Source organism: Aeromonas sp. A04 (genome assembly GCF_047780465.1).
GTDB classification, from domain to species: Bacteria; Pseudomonadota; Gammaproteobacteria; order Enterobacterales; family Aeromonadaceae; genus Aeromonas; species Aeromonas bestiarum.
In genome coordinates this window covers 49,417-69,878 of the sequence record NZ_JBLNHP010000005.1, presented here as the reverse complement: position 1 = coordinate 69,878, position 20,462 = coordinate 49,417, and the positions used below count along the sequence as shown (strand labels likewise).

17 protein-coding genes and 1 riboswitch are annotated in these 20,462 nt (G+C 58.6%); of the genes, 6 read left to right on the top strand and 11 right to left on the bottom strand.

Annotation, left to right across the window (positions count from 1 at the left end):
* Positions 1–145 precede the first annotated feature (145 nt).
* On the top strand, positions 146–904 hold the full coding sequence (locus ACM3N8_RS15970) for a substrate-binding periplasmic protein (protein ID WP_290019205.1): 759 nt from the start codon (positions 146–148) through the stop codon (positions 902–904).
* Positions 905–1,083: 179 nt separating this feature from the next.
* Positions 1,084–2,094: a S66 family peptidase gene (locus ACM3N8_RS15965; protein WP_416016333.1), complete on the top strand. Its 1,011-nt coding sequence runs from the start codon at positions 1,084–1,086 to the stop codon at positions 2,092–2,094.
* Between the two features lie 102 nt (positions 2,095–2,196).
* On the opposite strand, the gene ACM3N8_RS15960 is transcribed toward ACM3N8_RS15965, so the two are convergent.
* The gene (locus ACM3N8_RS15960) at positions 2,197–4,458 is read right to left on the bottom strand and encodes an LTA synthase family protein (protein WP_416016332.1); all 2,262 of its coding nucleotides are present in this window, start codon (positions 4,456–4,458) and stop codon (positions 2,197–2,199) included.
* Between the two features lie 254 nt (positions 4,459–4,712).
* On the opposite strand from ACM3N8_RS15960, the gene ACM3N8_RS15955 reads away from it, so the two are divergent.
* A complete protein-coding gene (locus ACM3N8_RS15955; RefSeq protein WP_416016331.1) occupies positions 4,713–5,801 on the top strand; it encodes a hypothetical protein in 1,089 nt (362 codons plus the stop codon).
* Positions 5,802–5,896: 95 nt separating this feature from the next.
* On the opposite strand, the gene lysC is transcribed toward ACM3N8_RS15955, so the two are convergent.
* Positions 5,897–7,249, bottom strand: coding sequence for a lysine-sensitive aspartokinase 3 (lysC, locus tag ACM3N8_RS15950; protein WP_290065520.1), 1,353 nt, complete (start codon positions 7,247–7,249; stop codon positions 5,897–5,899).
* An 89-nt stretch (positions 7,250–7,338) separates the two neighbouring features.
* Positions 7,339–7,563, bottom strand: a riboswitch (Lysine riboswitch).
* A 108-nt stretch (positions 7,564–7,671) separates the two neighbouring features.
* A complete protein-coding gene (gene argA / locus ACM3N8_RS15945; RefSeq protein WP_378081880.1) occupies positions 7,672–9,000 on the bottom strand; it encodes an amino-acid N-acetyltransferase in 1,329 nt (442 codons plus the stop codon).
* Positions 9,001–9,270: 270 nt separating this feature from the next.
* Here argA and msrA point away from each other — a divergent pair, with 270 nt between their 5' ends.
* The gene (gene msrA, locus ACM3N8_RS15940) at positions 9,271–9,903 is read left to right on the top strand and encodes a peptide-methionine (S)-S-oxide reductase MsrA (protein ID WP_043141141.1); all 633 of its coding nucleotides are present in this window, start codon (positions 9,271–9,273) and stop codon (positions 9,901–9,903) included.
* A 356-nt stretch (positions 9,904–10,259) separates the two neighbouring features.
* On the opposite strand, the gene ACM3N8_RS15935 is transcribed toward msrA, so the two are convergent.
* From ACM3N8_RS15935 to ACM3N8_RS15925, 3 genes are read right to left on the bottom strand one after another with little or no spacing between them, the layout of a single operon-like run.
* Positions 10,260–10,595 (bottom strand): DUF3802 family protein, encoded by a 336-nt coding sequence (locus ACM3N8_RS15935; RefSeq protein ID WP_042869761.1) that lies wholly within the window; start codon positions 10,593–10,595, stop codon positions 10,260–10,262.
* Positions 10,596–10,650: 55 nt separating this feature from the next.
* Positions 10,651–11,127, bottom strand: a complete 477-nt coding sequence (locus ACM3N8_RS15930) for a GNAT family N-acetyltransferase (RefSeq protein WP_290019201.1) — start codon at positions 11,125–11,127, stop codon at positions 10,651–10,653.
* Between the two features lie 8 nt (positions 11,128–11,135).
* Positions 11,136–11,492, bottom strand: a complete 357-nt coding sequence (locus ACM3N8_RS15925; protein ID WP_290019200.1) for an MmcQ/YjbR family DNA-binding protein — start codon at positions 11,490–11,492, stop codon at positions 11,136–11,138.
* Positions 11,493–11,598: 106 nt separating this feature from the next.
* On the opposite strand from ACM3N8_RS15925, the gene ACM3N8_RS15920 reads away from it, so the two are divergent.
* A complete protein-coding gene (locus tag ACM3N8_RS15920; RefSeq protein WP_241326125.1) occupies positions 11,599–12,396 on the top strand; it encodes an alpha/beta fold hydrolase in 798 nt (265 codons plus the stop codon).
* A gap of 232 nt (positions 12,397–12,628) precedes the next feature.
* On the opposite strand, the gene ACM3N8_RS15915 is transcribed toward ACM3N8_RS15920, so the two are convergent.
* Positions 12,629–13,279, bottom strand: coding sequence for a hypothetical protein (locus tag ACM3N8_RS15915; RefSeq protein ID WP_241326126.1), 651 nt, complete (start codon positions 13,277–13,279; stop codon positions 12,629–12,631).
* 4 nt (positions 13,280–13,283) lie between these two features.
* On the bottom strand, positions 13,284–13,484 hold the full coding sequence (locus tag ACM3N8_RS15910) for a hypothetical protein (RefSeq protein ID WP_241326127.1): 201 nt from the start codon (positions 13,482–13,484) through the stop codon (positions 13,284–13,286).
* Between the two features lie 1,742 nt (positions 13,485–15,226).
* Between ACM3N8_RS15910 and ACM3N8_RS15905 the strand changes: the two genes are divergently transcribed.
* A complete protein-coding gene (locus ACM3N8_RS15905; RefSeq protein WP_339385751.1) occupies positions 15,227–16,168 on the top strand; it encodes a hypothetical protein in 942 nt (313 codons plus the stop codon).
* A gap of 80 nt (positions 16,169–16,248) precedes the next feature.
* On the opposite strand, the gene ACM3N8_RS15900 is transcribed toward ACM3N8_RS15905, so the two are convergent.
* From ACM3N8_RS15900 to ACM3N8_RS15890, 3 genes are all read right to left on the bottom strand, one after another.
* Entirely contained in the window at positions 16,249–16,614 is a 366-nt protein-coding gene (locus tag ACM3N8_RS15900; RefSeq protein WP_241279025.1) for a hypothetical protein, read from the bottom strand.
* Between the two features lie 314 nt (positions 16,615–16,928).
* On the bottom strand, positions 16,929–18,008 hold the full coding sequence (locus ACM3N8_RS15895) for a lipocalin-like domain-containing protein (RefSeq protein WP_290019199.1): 1,080 nt from the start codon (positions 18,006–18,008) through the stop codon (positions 16,929–16,931).
* A complete protein-coding gene (locus tag ACM3N8_RS15890) occupies positions 18,005–20,446 on the bottom strand; it encodes an ABC transporter permease (RefSeq protein WP_290019198.1) in 2,442 nt (813 codons plus the stop codon). The genes ACM3N8_RS15895 and ACM3N8_RS15890 overlap by 4 nt, the downstream gene beginning before the upstream one ends.
* Positions 20,447–20,462: the final 16 nt, after the last annotated feature.

The window sequence follows — 20,462 nt, the reverse complement described above, 5'->3', positions numbered from 1 at the left end:
CCTTCTGCCGGTTTTTCAGTTTCTGCGCCCCGGCGTGGCGGGATGGCAGCCGATCCGCCGCCTGTTCTTGACGGTCAGCCGCTATACGCAGTACGGCTCACGCCCGCCATACTTGACACAAGAGAGGACGGTCTGGAGGTCAATCATGTTCCATATTCGCTGGTTATTGTTGTGGTGCTGGCTGGGCAGTGCCATGGGGGCAAGCATTCAGGCGGTGACAGAGGAGCTTCCCCCTTACAACTACCGGGATAGGGATGGTCAGGTCACAGGGCTCTCGGTGGATATGCTGCACCGAATGCTGGAGGTCAGCGGCATCACGCTCGACAGCAAGGGAATACAACTCCTGCCCTGGGCGCGGGCCTACCAGATGGCGCAGTATGATCCCAATACCGTCATTTTCAGCATGATACGGCTCCCTGAGCGGGAGGCGCTCTTCCATTGGATTGGCCCAATCGGTCCTCGCGTCATCTGGTTTTATCGCCTGGCAAACCGTGACGATCTGGTGGCCAGCCAGCTAGCCGAGCTGGCTCCCTGGCGGATTGCCGTGGTGCGGGACTCGGCGATGGCCCGTGAGCTGTCGGGAAAAGGGCTCAATCTGGTATTGGTACACGACGAGGATGACAAGTTTCGCATGATGTTGCGCGGGAGGGCAGACGTGGCCCCTGCCATGCAGATGGGGGCCGCCTATCACATAGAGACATTGGGGCATCACTACTCGGATTTTGTCCCCATGTTCCAGTTTCAGGAGACAATGTTGTTCTACTTCGCCTTCAGCCGCAACACGGATGACGCCACCATACAGCAGCTTCAGAAGGCATTCGATCAGATGCGCAAGGATGGCTCCTACGAGAAGATCACCCAGAAATGGGTGCGCCGTTTCTGGGTTAAACCGACCAGCGAGTGAATCGTTCCGCGTGCCCGTGCCCGGCCTCAATCCCCTGATCACCAACCGGCTGGAACCGGGCAGCACCTTGGCTCTGCCATCTTTTCCTGGTGTCTTTAGGGCCATGACATGGCTATTATGAGTCCTTTCTTGTGGGCGCCATGCCCTGGATGGTCATAATCGGAACAGGACGTCTTGCGATGACATCACTCAAGCCGCCAGGGCTCAAACCTGGCGACACCATAGGTTTTTTCTCCCCCTCCAGCGCGGCCACGGCCTGGGCGCCACAGCGCTTTGCTCGCGCCAGGGCATTTTTGGAGGCACAGGGCTTCAGGCTCAAGGCGGGCAGCCTGACCGGCCAGCAGGATCACTGGCGATCCGGCTCCATAGCCGCGCGGGCAGCCGAGCTAAATGCACTCATTCGCGATCCAGAGGTGCGTTGCATCATGTCGGTGATCGGCGGCAGCAATTCCAACTCCCTGCTGCCGTATCTCGATTACGAGGCGCTGAAACGGGACCCCAAGATCATCATCGGCTACTCGGACGTGACGGCCCTGTTGCTCGGCATTTATGCCAAAACCGGCCTGGTTACCTTCTACGGGCCGGCGCTGGTGGCCTCGTTCGGTGAATTGCCGCCGCTGGTGGACGAGACCTTGTCGGGCTTTCGCCAGATCTGCCAGGCCGGTGGCGCCGTCGTGCCTCATACCTTGCCGACCCCGGCGCAATGGACCGACGAGCGGCTGGATTGGGAAAACCAGACCCGGGCCAAGCAGTGCCTGCCCAACCGGCTGATCTCGGTGGGATCGGGCAAGGTGCGGGGCAGGCTGATCGGCGGCAACCTCAATACCCTGGCGGGGATCTGGGGCTCCCCTTACATGCCGGCCATCCAGCAAGGGGACATTCTGTTGCTGGAAGACAGCCTGCTGTCCGCCGAAACCGTTGAGCGATCCTTTGCCCACCTCAAGCTGTGCGGGGTGTTTGATCGCATCGGTGCCCTGGTGCTCGGCAAGCACGAGCTGTTCAACCAACAGGGCAGTGGCAAGCGGCCGCTCGATATTCTGCTGGAGGTGGTGGGAGAACCGACCTTCCCCATACTGGCGGAGTTTGACTGCGCCCACACCCACCCCATGCTGACCCTGCCTCTTGGCATAGAGGCTGAGCTGGATCTCGATGCCCAGACTCTCACCCTGTGCGAGCCTTGGCTGCGTTAGCGGCCGTGTCAGCTCAGAGCACGGTGCAATAGCAGCGCGCAATCCAGACCAGAATGCAAAGAGGCCGCAACAGCGGCCTCTTTTACGTTCTCAGATCCGGGATCAGGGCAGGGCATCCGGCCGGAAGCTGGCCCGGATCTGCGGCACCAGGGGCGAGACGTCGAATCCCTTCTCTTCACCCAGCACAGGGTGGAGCAGGGCCAGATCCGGGATCGGGGTCAGGTCCCCCGCCAGCAGCTGACGGGTGGCCTGGCCCATCTGGTAGAGCTGGCGCACCGGGGCGAACTGGGTTGCGAGGTTGAGGGCACCATCATCGCGGGCAAAGGCCATCATGGGGATCTGGTAGGTGGCATCGCGAGGCGGCTTGTCACCGTGAATCCCCTTGCCCGCCGACATCAGAAACGGCTGGTGATCGCCAAAGGCCACCACCAGATAGCGTTTGCCGGACTGGTCCAGGGTCTTGAGCAGCCGCTCCAGCGAGGCCATGGCATCCACCACCCCGGTGTAGTAGGTGTTGAGCAGCTGGCGCTCTGCCGCGCTCTGATCAGGACAGGCCTTGTCGAGTTGCTGGGCCTGATAGCGATCCCCGTCGAAGGGGCCGTGGCCCTGCATGGTGACCGCATAGGCAAACAGGGGCTGGCTATCCTGTTCGCTGCGCCTGAGCAGGTGATCGATCAGCGCATCATCCGAGATATAAAGCCCTTTATGTTCGAGCGTGGTGAAGCGGGTATCGAACCAGCGCTCCTCGTAGCCAAGGGCCGGGATCGCCTTGGCGCGGCCCCAGAACTTCTCCACATAGGGGTGGGCAAACAGGGTCTTGTAGCCACTTTGTTTGGCGCTTTGCGCAAGGCCGGGCACCTGCTCCGAGAGGTAGTAGTAGGGCACGACCCCCTGCTTGAGCAGGCCTACCGGCAGGCCCGTGTTCATCTCGAACTCGGCCAGTACCGTCATGCCGCCCGTGGTGGGGGAGTGGATTGTCTTGTGCCACTGCTGCACGCTGGCGGGCAGGCTAAGGGTCGGGGGCGGGGCGCAGATCTTGCCCTGCCAGCCGAGCCAGAGCGACTCGTACTGCAGCACTATCACCAGATCGAAGCGGGGGGCTTGCCCCAGGCTTGCATGGCTGAGCTGGGGAGTGAGCTCGTTGATCTGCAAGGGGTAGCGAAGCACGCTGCCGTTTTGCAGCATCTCGTCCACCAGGTTGAACAGATAGAGGCCGGGACCGGCCCGTATGATGTCCCTGTGATAGTTGACCGCCCTGTCCACGTAGCGAATGTTGGCCCCCAGCAGCTTGTTGCCGGTCTGGGTGGCGAATACGCACAGGGCAAAGAAGGCGGCGGTGGCGGCCAGGGTGCGCAGGATCCAGCGCGACAGGGCGAAGCGCCAGCAGAGAAACAGCAGCAGGCCGGCGCCCAGCACTGGCAACACGGGATGTTGTTCCAGCAGGATGCGCAGCAGCGCCAGCAGGTTGCCGAGATCGTCCCCCCCGAGCGGCACCCCGTAGATGGCGATCTTCATGAAGTTGGCGAGCAGGCCTATGCCGGAGAGGGCGGTGAATACCAGCCCCATGTAGAGGTTGAAACCCGCCAGCGCGCAGAGGCTCCAGCCCAGCACCATGCTGCCCCAGGCGAGGTAGTAGTGCTCGGGCCTGAAACCTGACCAGAGCAGAAACTCCCCCAGTTTGAACACCACGAAGCCGTGCAGCAGCACGAAGGTGAGGTTGCCGAGCAGCAGGCTGCCGATGACTCGCCAGCGCAAGCTGCGTCTGAGGCGGGGCAGCACGGTTCTGAGCACGGCGGCGCTCAGGGCCAGCACCAGCACCAGGCTGGTGAAGAGGTAGCTGAGGTTGAAGCCCTGCTCCGGCAGGGTCTGCAGGATCTGGCTGAACTCGGCGCTCTCGGGTCTGTCCTTGAGCAGCAGGCCGATCCGCAGCTGATAGCGGCTGGCGAGGGCATCGTCGGGCGCCCGCAGTGTGCTGTTGAGATCCAGGGTACAGCGGGTTTTGCGGCACACCTGGCGCTTGTCTACCGGCTGATTCAGTTGATCGATCCGCTCACCCCGTTCGTTGAGCAACTCCACCCGTACCTTGTCCCCCTCCTGCAGCGGCTTGAGCAGTTGCCACTGGCTGCGCACCACCAGGTAGAGGCCACGGCTGTCGCTCTTGTAGAGCAGGGCATGACGGGTGAGGGTGGCGATCGGCTGATCGGCAGGCCCCAGTACCAGCGGCTGGGCCCGGCCGAGCCAGCTGCCGGGATTGATCTGCGGCAGTATCAGGGTCAGCAGCAGCAGCGCGGCCAGCAAGCCAAGCAGCAGGGAGGGCAGACTGGGTACCCTGGCTGACAAGCGTGCTGAAGAGGGGACTTTCATATGAGCTCATCCTTTGAGCGAGTGATGACGGCGATTGGCTGCTGCATTTAATTTGACCCGATGGTGAGGGGCTTGTTCCTTGTTGTCAATTTAATGACCAGACAATGAATATTTCATGACCATGGATCCATGCAAACTGTGATCCGGATCGGACGGCCACACTCATTCTGTGATGAAAGCGTCATCATGACGCTTTGCCTCTGGTCTGCGCCTGCCTTGCTGCTTAGTCTCTCAATAATGATGGAGGTGCATGTATGAATCCCAAGGTAGCGGCACGTCAGGCAAGATTGCTCCGCATGCTGGAGAGCAAGGAGGAGATACGGATCGGGCGCGAGCGGGATTGCCCCTTGCCACTGGCGCAGCTGGTGAGACTCAAGGAGGATCATCCCGCCGTGATCAAGGTGTATCGTCACGGCCTCACCGCCGAGGTGTTTCACCTCAAGGTGGAGGGACATCACTGGTGCCTGAAACGGCGCAGGCACGACTCCCTGGTGGCCAACGTCGACGGCAAGACCGCCTTCCTGACCGAGCTGGAGCGGCGCCGCGAGATAGAGGCCCTGCGCGAGCTGCACCCCACCATTCTCTCCAATGTGGTCTGTACCTGCTTCGGCTCGGCCCGGGCCGGGGTGCTCATCTCCCCCTGGCTGCGGGGCGTGCCTGTGCATGATCTCAATGAGCGCAATCTGGCGCAGATGCTGGCGGTGCAGGCCGAGCTTGCCCACTGGGGCTGGTTTGACTGGGATCCGAGCCCGGGCAACCTGCTCGACGATGGCCAGCAGATCGCCGTGTTCGACTTTGGTTACATGTGGCCGTTCGATCCCCGTCATGAATTCAACTCCAACGGCCTCTCCGATCCCCAGTTTCATGTGCCTGAGCGGCTGGAGACCCGCACCCTCTCCGGCCTCTGGCTCGATGAGCCGGATCCCCTGCCGCAGTTTCGCTACTGGCGCGGTCTGTGCCTGGCCTGGGTGCAGCGCGAGCTGCAATACCTGGCCCGGGAGGGCGCCAGCGCCCCCGTGCTGGCCCGCTTGCAGGGCTTGCAGGGGGAGTGGCGCTCGGCACTGGCCAGCGACGCTGCGCTGGCCGCCAACTGGTGGCGCGACATGTATCGCAGCCACAGGCTCGACATCCAGGATGATCTCAGCGGCAAGAGCTGCGGCCCGCTCACCCTGCTCCGGCTCGACTGGCTGGAGCGGGCTGTGACCGAGCACTTCGCCGAGCTGGCGGACAACCTGGGACCGGACGAAGCCGGGCTCGATCAGGCGGCGCTGCTGGCCCGACTCGCTGGCCTGCGCGAGGCGATCCGCGCCTGTCTGCTGCCGGTGCCCACCCTGGCGGGCTAGGCTGGCGCGGCTATCTGCGTCTATGACCTTAGCCGCAACGAAAAGAGGGGCACCCTGGGTGCCCCTCTTTTATGCGGTGTCAAACCTCGACTGGCTCAGTCGAGCAGCTCCTGGTGGAGGCGGTTGACTATGTGGCCCGCCTCTTCTTCCTTGACCAGGAAGCAGAGGTTATGGGCGCTGGCGCCGTAACAGATCATGCGGATGTTGTGCTCGCGGATGGCATCAAAGACCTGACTGCCCACCCCGGCCGCTTCGCTCATGCGGTTACCGATGAGTGCCACCAGCGCCAGCCCGGTTTCGACCTTCACCTTGCACAGCTGACCCAGCTCGGCCAGCACCTTGTCGCTCAAGATGGGCTCGCCGTTGCTCTGGCTGCCGGTGTGATCCAGGGTCAGTGACACGCTCACCTCCGAGGTGGTGATGAGATCCACCGAAATGCGGTGACGGGCCAGGATGCCGAACACCTCGGCCAGGAAGCCATAGGCGTGGAACATGTTGAGGCTGTGGAGGGTGACCAGCACCTGCTGGCGGCGCAGCGCCACGGCGCGAAACAGCGGGCTGGTGCGGGTGCTGGCGCGGATCCAGGTGCCGCCGGCCGCCGGATCCTTGCTGGAGCCGACAAACACGGGTATGTCTTGGCGTACCGCCGGCTGCAGGGTGGCCGGGTGCAGCACCTTGGCGCCGAAGGTGGCCATCTCGGCCGCCTCGACGAAGCTGATTTCGGGGATGGGGCGGGCGCGGGTGACCAGGCGCGGATCCGTGGTGTAGATGCCGGGCACGTCGGTCCAGATCTCTATGCTGCCCGCATCCAGCGCCTCGGCGAGCAGGGCGGCGCTGTAATCGGAGCCGCCCCGACCGAGCGTGGTGGTGCGGCCATCGGCATCCGAGCCGATGAAGCCCTGGGTGATGATGAGGCTGTCGCCGAGCAGGGGGCCCAGTGCCTGCTGGCAGAGGGCGCGGGTGGCGGCGAGATCCACGGTTGCCTTGCCAAAGCGGCTGTCGGTGCGCATCAGCTGACGCACATCCTGCCAGTGGGCCTTGACGCCGCGCTGGCGCAGCAGCTCGGTGAAGAGGCGGGTGGACATCAGCTCGCCGCAGGCGATGAGGCGATCGGCCAGCTCGGCATCCGTATGCTGACTGGCCTGGCGCGCCATGGTGCGGATCTCGCCTAGGGTGGCATGGATCAGGGTGCTCAGATCGCTTGGGTCACCCAGCGCCGTCAGTATGGCCTGCTGGATCTCGGCCAGTTTGGCCAGCTGCGCCTCCTGGCCCGTCTCGTCCAGATCGCCCTGGGCCAGGGCCACCAGCAGGTTGGTGACGCCGGCACTGGCGCTCAGCACCACCACCCGGGTCGCCGGGTTGGCCAGCACCACATCGGCGCAGTTGTTCATGGCCGCAGCCGTGGCGACACTGGTTCCGCCAAACTTGGCGACATTGATCGGGCTCATTGCTTACTCCTGTCTTAATTTAAAAATCCGGATCCATCGGGCAAAAAGAGAGGAGGAGGCTGAAAATGGCAGGAATGAGAGAGGCTATCCCGGCCAGAAGCACTCCACCCGCAGAGCCCATCCCGTACCAGCCCCTTGTGGGGCTCGGTGGGGGATGACCACTACCGATGACAACCCGAGGGATTCAGCCCCCGCAGCCGACGTTGAGGTATCCAGTTGCCTCACTCGTCTCGGCGCTGCTCCCCCTGACCCAAGTTCATCGGACTCTGGCGTCCTCCCTCGGGCTGCCTGGGCAGCGCTCCTCTTCTGGCTCCACCGCAGGCGGTGGAGTGCAATTAGAAATACCCTGCGCTGGATTGCACTGTCAATCGAGATTGTGAAAAACTTAACAATCGGCGGCAACCAGACGCAAGATCAATAACTTACGAAATGGTTTTTGACAAAACCTTGGAGCGGCGCTGCCAGTTGTAGAAGCGCTGCCGTTCCACCGGCAGGTCTTCCACCTCCAGCGGATCGAAGCCCCGCTCCCGGAACCAGTGAATGGAGCGGGTGGTGAGCACGAACAGGCGGCGAATGCCGAGCCGCTTGGCCCGCTCGGCCACCTTGGCCACCAGCTGATCCCCCCGATTGGAGTTGCGATACTCGGGGTGGATGGCGACGCAGGCCATCTCCGCCATCGCCTCTTCCATGAAGCAGTAGAGCGCCGCGCAGCCGATGATGAGGCCGTCGCGCTCTATGATGGTGAACTTGTCTATTTCCATCTCCAGCTGCTCGCGGGAGCGGCGCACCAGAATGCCTTCCTCCTCCAGCGGGCGGATGAGATCCAGAATGCCGCCGATGTCTTCTATGGTGGCGGCGCGGGCCTGTTCGGCACTTTCCCGCACTATCTGGGTGCCGAGACCGTCGCGGCTGAACAGCTCCTGCAGCATGGCGCCGTCATCCTGATAGCTCACCAGGTGGGAGCGGGGTACGCCGCCGCGGCAGGAGGCAATGGCCGCCCGCAGGTAGCGGGCAGTGCCGGACATCTCTTCCCCCGCCTGCTCCAGTTCCACCAGCAGCTCCTCGGCCTGCTCGGGGAAGAGTTCGGAGATGGCCTCGCCCTGTCTGTCCATCACCCCCTGGGTGCTGCTGAAACAGATGAGCTTGTCAGCCTTGAGATCCACCGCCACCCGGCGGGCCACCTCTTCCGAGCTCAGGTTGAAGCTCTCGCCGGTGACTGAGCAGCCGATGGGGGAGATGAGCACCAGGCTCTTCTGATCCAGCTGGCGAGTGATCCCCTCCACGTCGATGCGGCGTACCCGACCGCTGTGGCAAAAGTCGATGCCGTCATCCACACCGAGCGGCTGGGCGGTGACGAAGTTGCCGCTCACCACGCTGATGCGCGCCCCCTGCATGGGCGTATTGGCCAGCCCCATGGAGAGCTGGGCCGTGATGTCGTACTGCAGGCCGCCACACACCTGCTTGATGAGGGCGAAGCTGGCGTCATCGGTGACCCGGATCCGTCTGTGGTATTGCGCCTCAATGCCGGCCCGGGCCAGCGCCTCGTCGTTTTGCGGACGTGAGCCGAACACCAGCACCAGGCGTATCCCCAAGGTCTGCAGCAGGGCGATATCGCTGACGATGTTGGCAAAGTTGGGGTGGCAGAGGGCTTCCCCGCCCATCATCAGCACGAAGGTGGCGCCTCTGTGCACGTTGACATAGGGGGTAGACTGCCGAAAGGCATAGACCAGGCTGGGTTCGCGTTCACGCACTTGTGGCTTCTTCCATAAAAAAACAGCAATGGGCTCAATATATGAAAATAAATTCACAAATCAAGACTAAATATTGATTTTACCATTTTATGCCACCATTTGGACTGACGGGGGATGAGGGACCCCGCCGGACGATGGTCGGGCGCGGAAGGATGCCGCCATCCCAGCGTGGCTGCGGCCTTGGTTGATCCCGGCCCATAAACTGTTATCTTCGAGACTCCTTTTCGTCAGCTGTGCGATCGCACAGGTTTTTATACAAGGACAGGGTTCATGGAACAGATTATTTCACCGGCAGACGCGCTGCCGGGACGCCGCGAGACTATGGTGATTGGCCAGCAGCATGCGGTCAATGGCCACCCGACCCAGGGTCCCTGGCCTGAAGAGATGGCGGTAGCCTGGTTTGGCATGGGCTGTTTCTGGGGCGTGGAGCGCCTGTTCTGGCAACAGCCAGGGGTTTACTCCACCGCCGCCGGCTATCAGGGCGGGGTGACCCAGAATCCGACCTACAAGGAGGTGTGCAGCGGGCTGACCGGCCATGCCGAGACGGTGCAGGTGGTGTTTGATCCCAAGGTGATCGGCTACGGTGATCTGCTCAAGTTGTTCTGGGAGCAGCACGATCCGGCCCAGGGCATGCGCCAGGGCGGTGATGTCGGCACCCAGTACCGCTCGGTGATCTTCTATGCCGACGAGAGCCAGCAGGTCATCGCCCAGCAGAGCATGGCGGCCTATCAGCAGGCCATGATGGCCAGTGGCGATAGCCGCGCCATCAGCACCCGCATCTTGCCGCTCGTGCCCTTCTATTACGCCGAGGATTACCATCAGCAATATCTGGAGAAGAATCCGGAAGGGTATTGCGGACTGGGTGGCATAGGTGTCTGCCTGCCGCCGAGCCTCAATCGCTAAGCGGCCGTGCCGCCCTGTTTGCACATGAAAAAGAGCCGCAGTTGCGGCTCTTTTTGACGGTCAACATGCCGCTGAACAAGCTGAGTGTCAGCGCGATGAAAAAAATCGTAAAAAAATGTGTCATGGCCGGGAACTAAACCGGATCGACCTTGCCTAACTTGGTAGCTTCCAAGGATGGGAGCCAAGACCAGACACATTTCTTGCCTCGATATTCATTAAAAGTCATTGAAAAGCTTGATGAGTTGAAATGATAGCAAGCAGGGCTGCCCGTTGAAGGCGGCCCTTTTCATGTGTGCTGTTTGCGGGAATATTCGGACGCTCGGGTCTGCGCCACGGCGACAAGCTGTCTCGACGGGCTAGCTGATGGCGCCGTCAAACAGATTCTTGATGAGATCGATGAACTCTTCGAGGAAGGCTTGCTGGGCCGGGGTCGGGGCGCGCAGCCAGACGGCGGAGAGCACCTCTTCCAGATCGGCGACCACGGCATCGGCTTCTTGCATGATCATGAAGCGCAACTTGGGATCGAGCTGCGGGTTCTGTTCGCAGATGGCCATCAGGTTGCCGGCCACCCGGCCGCTCACCAGATCTTCGATGGTCTGTTCACCACTGCTCTGTTGCTGGGTTTCAAACAGTCCCAGACTCTCCACCAGATACTCAATCAGGGCGATATAGCCTTCGCTTTCTACAACCATGGCGGCCTCAATCCTCAACAATACGGAAAAACTGTGCGTATTTTAGTGGCTGGACCTAGCTTGGCAAGCGCCAGTGCAGGCGATAGCGGATAAAACCGACTCCGCCGCGCTCCACGCTTTCCAATCCGGTCAGCTCAAAGCCATACCGTAAAAATAGCCCATAGCTGAAGGCACTGGCCTCCGTTGTCAGGGTCTCGATGCCGAGCCGAGCGGCCTGGCTGAGGGCGGTGGCGAGCAAGAGACCGCCAAGCCCCTGCCGTTGATGGTCGGCGCTCACATAAAGCAGGCTCAGGTGACCATCATCGCTGAGGGTGACGAAGCCGAGCACGGCGCCGGCTTGCTCCAGCACCCAGCCGTGGTGCTCACGCAACTGGCTGACAAAGCCGGGATGATGGGCGCCGAGGGCCCACTGCTCTACCTGCGCCTCGCTGTAGTGCTCGGGGCCGCGTTGGCGCACCGCTTGCTCGAACAGGGCGATGAGGGCGGGGATATGCTGTTCGCTCAGCGGGACTATATCGGGCTGCTCTGGCATGGGATGGCTCACAGTGTCGGCGCTTGCGGCCGTTTGGCCTTGGGCAGACCGGCGACCACTCGCTCATAGGAGTGGTGCACCCAGCCTTGCCAGAGATCGCTGGCCAGGGTGTCGCTCAGGGTAACCGTATTCCAGTGCTGCTTGTTCATGTGCCAGCCGGGTTTGACCTCGGGGTGGATCTCCCGCAGCAGCAGGGCGAGGTCGGGCTCGCATTTGAGGTTGATGGTGAGCGGCTCTGCCTGCCAATCCACCAGTGCGAATATCTTGCCGGCGATGCGATAGACCAGGATCTCCGGGCCGAAGGGGGTGTCCTCCTGAGCGCCCGGCAGGGTCAGCAGAAAGGCTCTCAAACTCGTCAACTCCATGGTCACGCTCCTCGCCAGTTGCCATGCAAACGTATTTTTTAGGTGAAAATATCTGCTAAGATGCGCGCCTACTATACCCCAATGCCGTCGATGAGGGAGTCGCAAGATGCTGTATCACAAGACGTTCGAGCTTGGCCCCGACAGGGATTGGGTGGTATTCGTGCACGGCGCCGGTGGCAGCTCCTCCATCTGGTTCAAGCAGCTGCGCGCCTATCGCGAGCACTTCAACGTGCTGCTGCTGGACCTGCGTGGCCACGGTCAATCCCACCAGTTGCAGCAGGTGGTCAAGGGTCACTACAGCTTCCGGGCCGTGACCGAAGACATAGTGCGCCTGCTCGATCACCTGCGCATTTCCTCCGCCCACTTCGTCGGCATTTCGCTCGGCACCATCCTCATTCGCCATCTGGCGGAGCTCTGCCCGGAGCGGGTCAAGAGCATGGTATTGGGCGGCGCCATATTGCGCCTCGACATCCGCTCCCGGGTATTGGTGCAGCTTGGCCGGGTCGGCCAGCACATCCTGCCCTACATGTGGCTCTACCGGCTGTTCGCCTTCATCATAATGCCGCGCCAGCACCATCAGGAGTCGCGCAACCTGTTCGTGCGCGAGGCGCGCAAATTGTGCCAGAAGGAGTTCAAACGCTGGTTCCGCCTCGCCACCGAGGTCAACCCCCTGATGCGCTACTTCAAGGAGCGCGCCCTGCCGATTCCGACCCTCTATGTGATGGGGGAGGAGGATCATATGTTCCTGGCGCCGGTGCGCGAGCAGGTGGCCCGCGATGCCTACAGCCAGCTCGAGATCATAGAAAACTGCGGCCACGTCTGTAACGTGGAGCAGCCTGAGCACTTTAACCGCCAGTCGTTGGCGTTTTTGTCCAGTCAAGCAACTGCGGCGAGCACCATCTAATGAGTCAAGGACGCCGGGGCGGGTCAGTAAATAGATCTGACAAAGTGAGACTTGGTAGCGGGAACCTTAAATATCACTTTCGTTCATCAAGTAATAATAGATAAGTGCCCCTGTGTTATCTCGAAACTGTTCCGTTTCTAGAACTATGAAAATTTGAATATGTATCGAAATTCGAACCTACTAGTCTGTAGACACCATATCATGGCAGCTTGTTTTTGAAGCACTTACTACATTAGATATTAGAGTTCGACAGCTCACTTTTAAGGCGCGTGACTAACTCAACATATTGAGAGGATAGAATAATAAATTTTGCTCTGTCATCATCGCTAACTTGAGGCTCCCAGCCATAAATTGCACCTTTATTATTTATCCATGTGTTTCTTATCTCTCTAGTATCGATATCATGTAACTCCCAATCAACTAGGTGATCATTACCAAAAAAAACTTTAATAAAATCATTTATGTATAGTTCTACCTTGTCACTCCCATAAAGCCTAAGCGTTTGCATATTACTTATTAGATAAGGAAATAGTTTATTTTCAGTATCATACTTGACAAGTGAAGCTATATTGTTTTCGATTTTCTGAATGCTATAGTCAGTATTTGAATATTGAACCATTTGATTTAGTGAAATTAGTTTTATTGAAGCAGATGATACATCATTGCTCATGTTCATCAGAAACTGTGAATATGCATTGGCTTTGTTTTCATAGTTCCTTTGCTCTTTAAATTGAGTAAAAACAATTGGAGCTGATAATTTAACTCCAATAATTGAGCCAACTGATGATAGTAATGCGGTTACTAATACTATTGCTATGGGATGTTTTAACCATTCGCCTCTACTTTTAGGTTTGATATATTTTCGCTTATTGAGTCCACTCATGCTTTCACCTATTTATCACCCTGCAAATAACTCTACCATAAAGTTCTTTTTCATTGTTGTTAAATTCGACATCCATTCCTACTCGAAGCTTACTGACATCGTAATCTAAAACTCTCATCATTATATTTTTTTCTATTCCATTTTCATGAAAACTCACCAAGACAGTATATTTGTCACTTTCTATTTTAGCAATAATACCTTTCATTTATGTCATATCCATTTTTAGCTCGGTAGGTTCGATTAGCGAAGCATAATCGGACTTTCGCAGATTTATCTTGGTCTTCTAAGCCAATGAATCATAGAAACCATATATAACAGGGCAGTTAATGGGCTAGCTGAAGAGGATATCAATTATATGTCAGTTTGTTTAGTGAAAACTCACCCAATGAATGTAATTTAAATTATTTTTTGAAGGCGATCAGATTTACAAGCGATTAATACCCCGTCACTATCCAGATAGCCAAGTCCTTGGTCATCTCCCTTCACAGTTGCAGCCCCCTTCCTAGTAGTCAAGCGCCCCGTTATGGCCTGATTGGGTTGGCGCGCTTGAATGCGTAGCTGGCACACACCAAGTTTTTTAATTGATGTTCAACTCAGCCAATGTGCAATAAATAATAAACCCACAGGAATGGCTATCAGCATTGCTAGAGTGCCAAGGTAACCATTGCCTTGGCTTGATGACGAATAGGGGTTATTACTTGGGGTTTCTAGATTGTGCAACCATTCAGTATGGCAATTTGAACAGTAGAGTTTTAGTGTGCCCATGTTCCATGCGCGTATAGTTCGATTATCAAACGGAACATTGCAGCGGCAACTAGAACAGGTAAATAACTTACTTGAAGGTATTTTGGAATAATTAAAAATAGCAAAAAAATGACTGCAGGTAATGCAATTATCGCCGATATTGTTACAATATTTTTATAGTAATTAAAGCCAGCTAAAGCTATAAACACTATAGTAATGATTAACAATAAAAAATCTAGAGGCGTTTTCCTGACTGGCTCAAGGATGATTTTTCTATCACTTGATTGACTCTTAATGTGAGGGTTTTGTTTGGCGTGCGATTTTATAGAGATAAGTGTCAAGCTTTTATAGTAAACTACAGTGACTCTCATGCATTGTTGACTATCTACTGTAGCTTCAAACCATACATCATCATTAATTTGTGGTTGTTTGAATCGTTGGTTTATAGCGGAGGTATGAAAGAAATTTTTTCTGAATTATCGTCAGATTTAATAAGGCCAAAACCTTTACCGTCATTCCATTGAGTAATTTTACCTTTCATTGAACCCCCATAAGTATCTAATAGCCATTCAACAACTCCTTATATGGAAGGCTTCCATATAGTAAAGGATTTCTGTTACATATATATCCAGGAGTACTTCTGAAGAACTGAAAGGATCATTGATATTTAAATACACTAGGCAACCCCACGTGATCCATGCTGTGGATATATGGAACCTGTTTTACAATCTTATTGTGAGTTTCGCTAGTATCCGTTTGTTACGCTGCATATCAGAAAATTACATGGCTACCGCACGGGGTTTCAGCGCCCCAAATGCTGCTTTTAACCGGATTGAATCGAGGAAATCCATATAGGGCTCCTGGCTGCCTTTGGGGATCAGAGGGCCGGATGAGTAGCCTATCAAACGCAGACTCACTTTGTTGAGTGAAAACATAGCCAACCCGTGGGTTTTGAATGAAATCTTGATGGCGGTCAGATTTTGACGCTTAAGTCACGAGGTAAGTGGGGGAGGGGCGCTGGGCTCACCTTCCTTTCGAGCCGCTTGGGCGGCAAGTCCCGGTTTTGTTCCTTGCCCATCAATGCCTTGTAACAGCTGGTTACAGATCTTGAGTCGACCGGCGAACCCTCCCTCCAGTAAATTCAGCGGCGATTGAATTCACCTCACATAACAAAGCAATTGCAAGGAACAAGCGTCAATGAGAATGCACCACAAAGCCATGCTGGCCATCGCCTGCACCGCCGCCCTGTCCGCCTGTGACAGCGAGAAAGCCGCCAACAGCATTGCCAAGCGCGCGCCGCTGCCACTGCCCGATGCCGGCGTCTATGAGGCGAACCTGCTCAGTCGCGACGGCGATCAGGGGCCGCTCAAGATGATCAAGGGGCCGAGCGGGTTGGCGTTGGTCTACCCCAAGGGCGACAGCGAGCAGCGCTGGGGTGTCTGGGTCGAGAACGATGGCAAGCCGGTCACCATCTCACAATGGACCGGTCAGGCGGCCCGGAAGGAGAACAAGGATGGCATCTATCCGGTGCTGCTGGAGCGCACCTCGGTGCGGGGCAAGCGGCTCGATGCCCAGAGCAACGACCACAACCTCATCAGCTTTCAAGACCAATCGGTCACCGATCTGGCTGGCAAGGAGGTCAAGCGCTGGACCTTTGACTTTACCCGCGTCGGCACCAAGTTCCGGGATCCGGATCAGAGCACAGCCCTCTATCGCGACTGGAGCGGTCACCTTGCCGTGAGCAAGCTGACCACCCGGGTGATCACCAGCGACAGCTGGCTGGTGGAAGATGACGCCGGCCTTGCCGATGCCATGGTGGGCCTGATCCGCAGCACCAACAACGGCGGCTCTCTGACCCTGGATATCGAGTTCCCCAGAGCCGGTTGTACCCTGACCGGCAAGGGCAAGGCCGATCAGCACAATGGTCTGAGCAAGCTCAGTCTGAGCGGGTTTGGCAAGTGCAGCTTCAAGGCATCAAGCGATCTCAGCCCGCTCGAAAACAAGTGGGTGCTGGGTCTGGCCAAGGCCAGGGATGGGGCGCAGGCCTACGCTGCCGCGTTCGAGATGCCGGGTACCCGCAAGGCGACCCTGGTGGTGGGCTTTCCCGAGCAAAACGGCCTGATGGTGATGGGCGAAAAGTTCTGACAGCATTACGTTCTTAATTAAGACCCTAGGATATGCCTAGGGTCTATTTGGCACAATCTTAAAATATTTGAGGGAAGGATTTAGACTTTATCCAGTGCTTTGGTGTCTGAAGCGTATTTGCACATGACTGTTGTGTTATCAGCTGCATAGTTGTAGCTGGTTTCAATATAACTGCCACGATCGCCAGTCAAAATGATATTTACCTTGCTGCCTGGGTTAGGGTAGTGGTTATCACCATCACCACCATACCAGTGTCCTTTATTAAGGTCGTAATAATAGATATTCCCCAGCACTCTGATTTTCAGTATGAATCGTTCAAAACTGGTCGCTACGTTTGCAACCGCAGATTGGCCGTTCTTGATGGTCAGGGTCATGAATTGGTACGGACTTGCTTCGATAATTTCTACATCAACACCCAAGGCATTCACTATGGTTAAACTTCCCATACTATTACCCTCTAAAATTTAGTTATGATGCTATGTATTTGATTTCGCAGTGACCTGATGGAAACCTTAAATCACTATCAAACAAGCTGGTAAAATTAAAAATGCAAAAACCTAGCTATATATCTAATGGCCGATAGATGTTCCACATTTTATATATAAGTATCAACTGCAAAGTTTGACACTTTGCATATTGGAAATCTCTGCTACTTTATCCCATGACTGAAAATAGCTTTGTTATCAGCCTATTGGCTATGGTGAAGCTAAAGTCATCCCAAAACTAGATGCACAATCGCAATGCTAAATATCTGCTCGACTCAATACCCCGTCATCTCCAGATAGCCCAGCCCTTGGGCATCCCCTGATACCGTCACCGCCCCCTCCCAGTAGTCAAAGCGGCCTGTCATGGCCTGATTGGGTTGGCGCGCCTGGATGGTTAGGTTGAGATCCCCGGCGCTTAGCTGCCACTCGATAGGGTAGGGCTGGCCCTTGGGGCCGCGCCAGGTCTTGCCTGGGGTGAGGCGTATGCTGTCGGGGGAGAGCACCCGGCTGCTGCCGTCCTGTTCAATCAGGATGCCGTAGCGGTTTTCGGGCTGGTTTTCGGGATTGGCGCGGCCCGATTTGGTGCGCAGGCGAAACAGCATCAGCTCGCGGCCATCGGCAAGTTGCAGCGAGAACCAGTCCCAACCTGACTGCCAGTCGGCCAACACTGAGCTGCTCCACTCGTGATCAAACCAGCCTTGGCCTGTGACGGTGCGGGCCTCGCCATCGAGGGTCAAAGTGCCGGTGAGCGTCAGCCTGGGGTAGGAGTAGTAAAACGAAGCGTTGCCTGTGCTCTTCTCGCTGTAACCCTGCTTGCCCTGCAGCACCACCGGCTTGGCGGCGCTCACCTTGAGATCAAGATCCCCCGCCTTGCTCTGCACCTTGAGGGTAGCGGGGAAGAGTGCCTTCCCCTGTGAGGTCAGCCCCCATTCCCGCAGCCAATATTCGCCGCCGCTGGCACCCGCGAGCCCCGGTCCCTGGCGGCTGGTGCGCTCATCCTGTTGGTGGCTGCCTTTGCCGAGGTCTGTGATGGCAAACTGGGCCAGCCAGAGCTGAGGGGTGAGCCAGGGGTTGTTCGACGTTATCGCTTGCTCTATGCCTTGCCGAAACAGGGTCCACTGCAGGCCATATTCGCGCCCCTGTTCATCCTTGAGGTTGCCGGTGAGATACCACCACTCGGATCTGTAGTCGGGGTGGGCACTGTGATCGGCGGGCAAGCGGATGGGCTGGCCCGGCAGGGCCTTTTTGAACTGATCGCTGCCGCCGCCGAGGATGGCGCCCAGATCGTTGGCCCAGGCCGCCCCGCCATAAAGGGTGCAGGTGAGCAGCAGTAGCCAGACATTGCGTTTTTTCATACCAGTTTCCTCGCGGCAAACCAGGACGCCAATGCGCCACACACAGGCGCCAGCAACAGAGCTGTGACGGCATGCAAGGGGGCGGCCTCGAAGGCGAGGCGCCAGCCAAAGGCGCGGGGGTTGACCACCTCGATCAGCACCCAGGCCAGCCCATAGCCCACCGGCAGTGCCAGCAGCGCGGTGAGCAGCCCGAGGCCAGCTCCCTGCCACACCAGCAGGCGACGGCAGTGGCGCGGGCTCAATCCCAGACTCTGCAAGGTCTGCAATTCACCGCGCCGGGCCAGCCCCAGCACCATGAAGGCCGAGCCTATGCCGACGAAGGCGATGCCCAAAATCAGCAATTTAAGCAACTCGGTCACCACAAAGGTCTGGTCGAACACCTTGAGGGCGGCGGCATGGATGGCGGGGGCGGGCAAGAGGTTGACCCCCTCGCCAAAACGGGCGCGCAGCCGGTCGGCCAGCTGCTCAGGGTGGGCACTGAACAGGGCGAGGGATTGCACCTTCCCCTCTTCGAAGGCGTGCAGGAGTTGCCCCTTGTCGCTGCCGTAATCCTGATAGACGCCGGTGACGGTGAGCCGCCTTGGCCCCTGTTCGCTTGTGATGCTGAGCGTCTGGCCCACCTTGACCCCGAGCCGTACCGTCAGCGGTTCGCTTGCCAGTACTTCATCGGGGCCCTCGGGCCAGCGCCCGGCCAGCAGGGGATAGGCGGCTTTAAGCTCGGGGATAAAGTCCATCTGCGCCCACTCGATGGGCTGGCCCTGCCAGCGGGCGGGGTGCACGGCGCGGCGCGATGCTTGCGCCACCTCAGGTTCGGCCAGAATGGCGGCCAGGGTCGCCTCGCTCAGGGCGCCCTTGTTGCCTGCCACCCCCTTGGGGGCCGTGACATAGAGATCGGCGGCCAGACGCTGGCCCAGCCAGATCTCCACGCTCGAGCGGAAGCTCGACACCATGACCCCTATGCCGATGGCTGCGGTTATGGCCAGTTGCAGCGCCATCACGGCGATGGCGGTGCGATCCAGATGATATTGGGTCTCGGCCACCCCGAGTCGGGCGGTCAGGAGGTGGTGGCGATCCGGCGCCCCCATGGCGCAGCGCAGCCGCCCCAGCAGCCAGTGCAGGGCGTCCGGCAGCCAGAGCGCCATGGCCAGCAGCCAGCCCCCGGCCACAAACAGGGCGCCACCCAAGCCGGTTTGTGGCAACCAGAGGCAAAGTGCGCACAGCAGCAGTATGGCGATGGCCAGCCCCCGGCGGCGCCAGGTATGTCGCGGCGGGTGGCTGTTGCCCTCACGAAGATCAAGGGGGGATTGGCGCAGCAGCTGCCACCAGCCGGGCAGGTTGGCGGCAAACGTCCCGGCAAGGCCTATCACCAGCGCCTTGAGCAGGCTCAGAGGGGAGAGGCGCAGCAGATCGATGGGATTGGGGCCATAGAGATCGGCCAGCGCCTGGGTCAGCTGCCCCATGAGCGCCAGGGCCAGCAGGCTGCCGAGCAACAGCCCGAGCAAGGTGCCCAGGGTGGCGAGGATCAGCAGTTCGAGCGCCAGCCAGCGCAGCAGCCGGCTCGGCGGCAGCCCCAGAATGATCAGCTGGGCCAGCTGGGGGCGACGCACGCTCTGCACGAAGCGCTGGGCGTTGAACACCAGAAACAGTCCCACCGCCATGGCGAGCAGGGAGAGGGCGGTGAGGTTGAGCGCCAGGGCATCGCCGAGCTGGCTGGCATCGAGCGCCGGGCTGATGGGCTCGAGCCAGAGCGGCTGATGGGGGCGATAGGTTTGCAGCAGAGCTTGCAGAGCGCGGGCCTCGGCGTCACTGAGCTGGAAGACGATGCGATCGAGTCGACCCTCTTTGCCAAGCAGGGGCTGGGCTAGGCCTATGTCGGTCACCAGCAGCCGCTCCATGGGCACGGCACCTGGCTCGAAGGTGCCCGCCAGAGTGAGGATCAGCGGGCGATCACCCTCGCCACCGCCGCCCAGCACAAAGGTGCGGGATTGGCCCGGTTGCCAGTCAAGCCGCCTGGCCTCCGGCGCCGCCAGCCAGACGCTGTCGGCGCGGTTGAGCGAAAAGGCGGGTTCGCTGGATGGGCCTTCACCAAACAGCCGGCGAAGGGGGCCGGGGTTGAACAGATCCATCCCCAGCAGCTGAAAACTGCGCCCCTGCTCGTCTTTGAGCCAGGCGTGCAGCTGCGGCATGGCATTGAGGCTCGGCTGGCTGCGCACCAGTTTGACGTAAAGCTGCTCATCCAGACCGCCGCTCGGGGCCAGCCGGTAGTTGGCTTCCCCTGCCAGCTGGCTGCGGGCGGCGACAAAGTTGGTGCTGGCACTGTGGTTGAGCAGCTCGATGGCCACCACCAGCGAGACCCCCAGCATGAGCCCGGTCAGGCTCATCAGCAGCAGCCAGGGATGGGTGCGATAGAGGCGCAGCAGCGCCTTCAACGGCAGCATGATGCGGCCTCGCGAT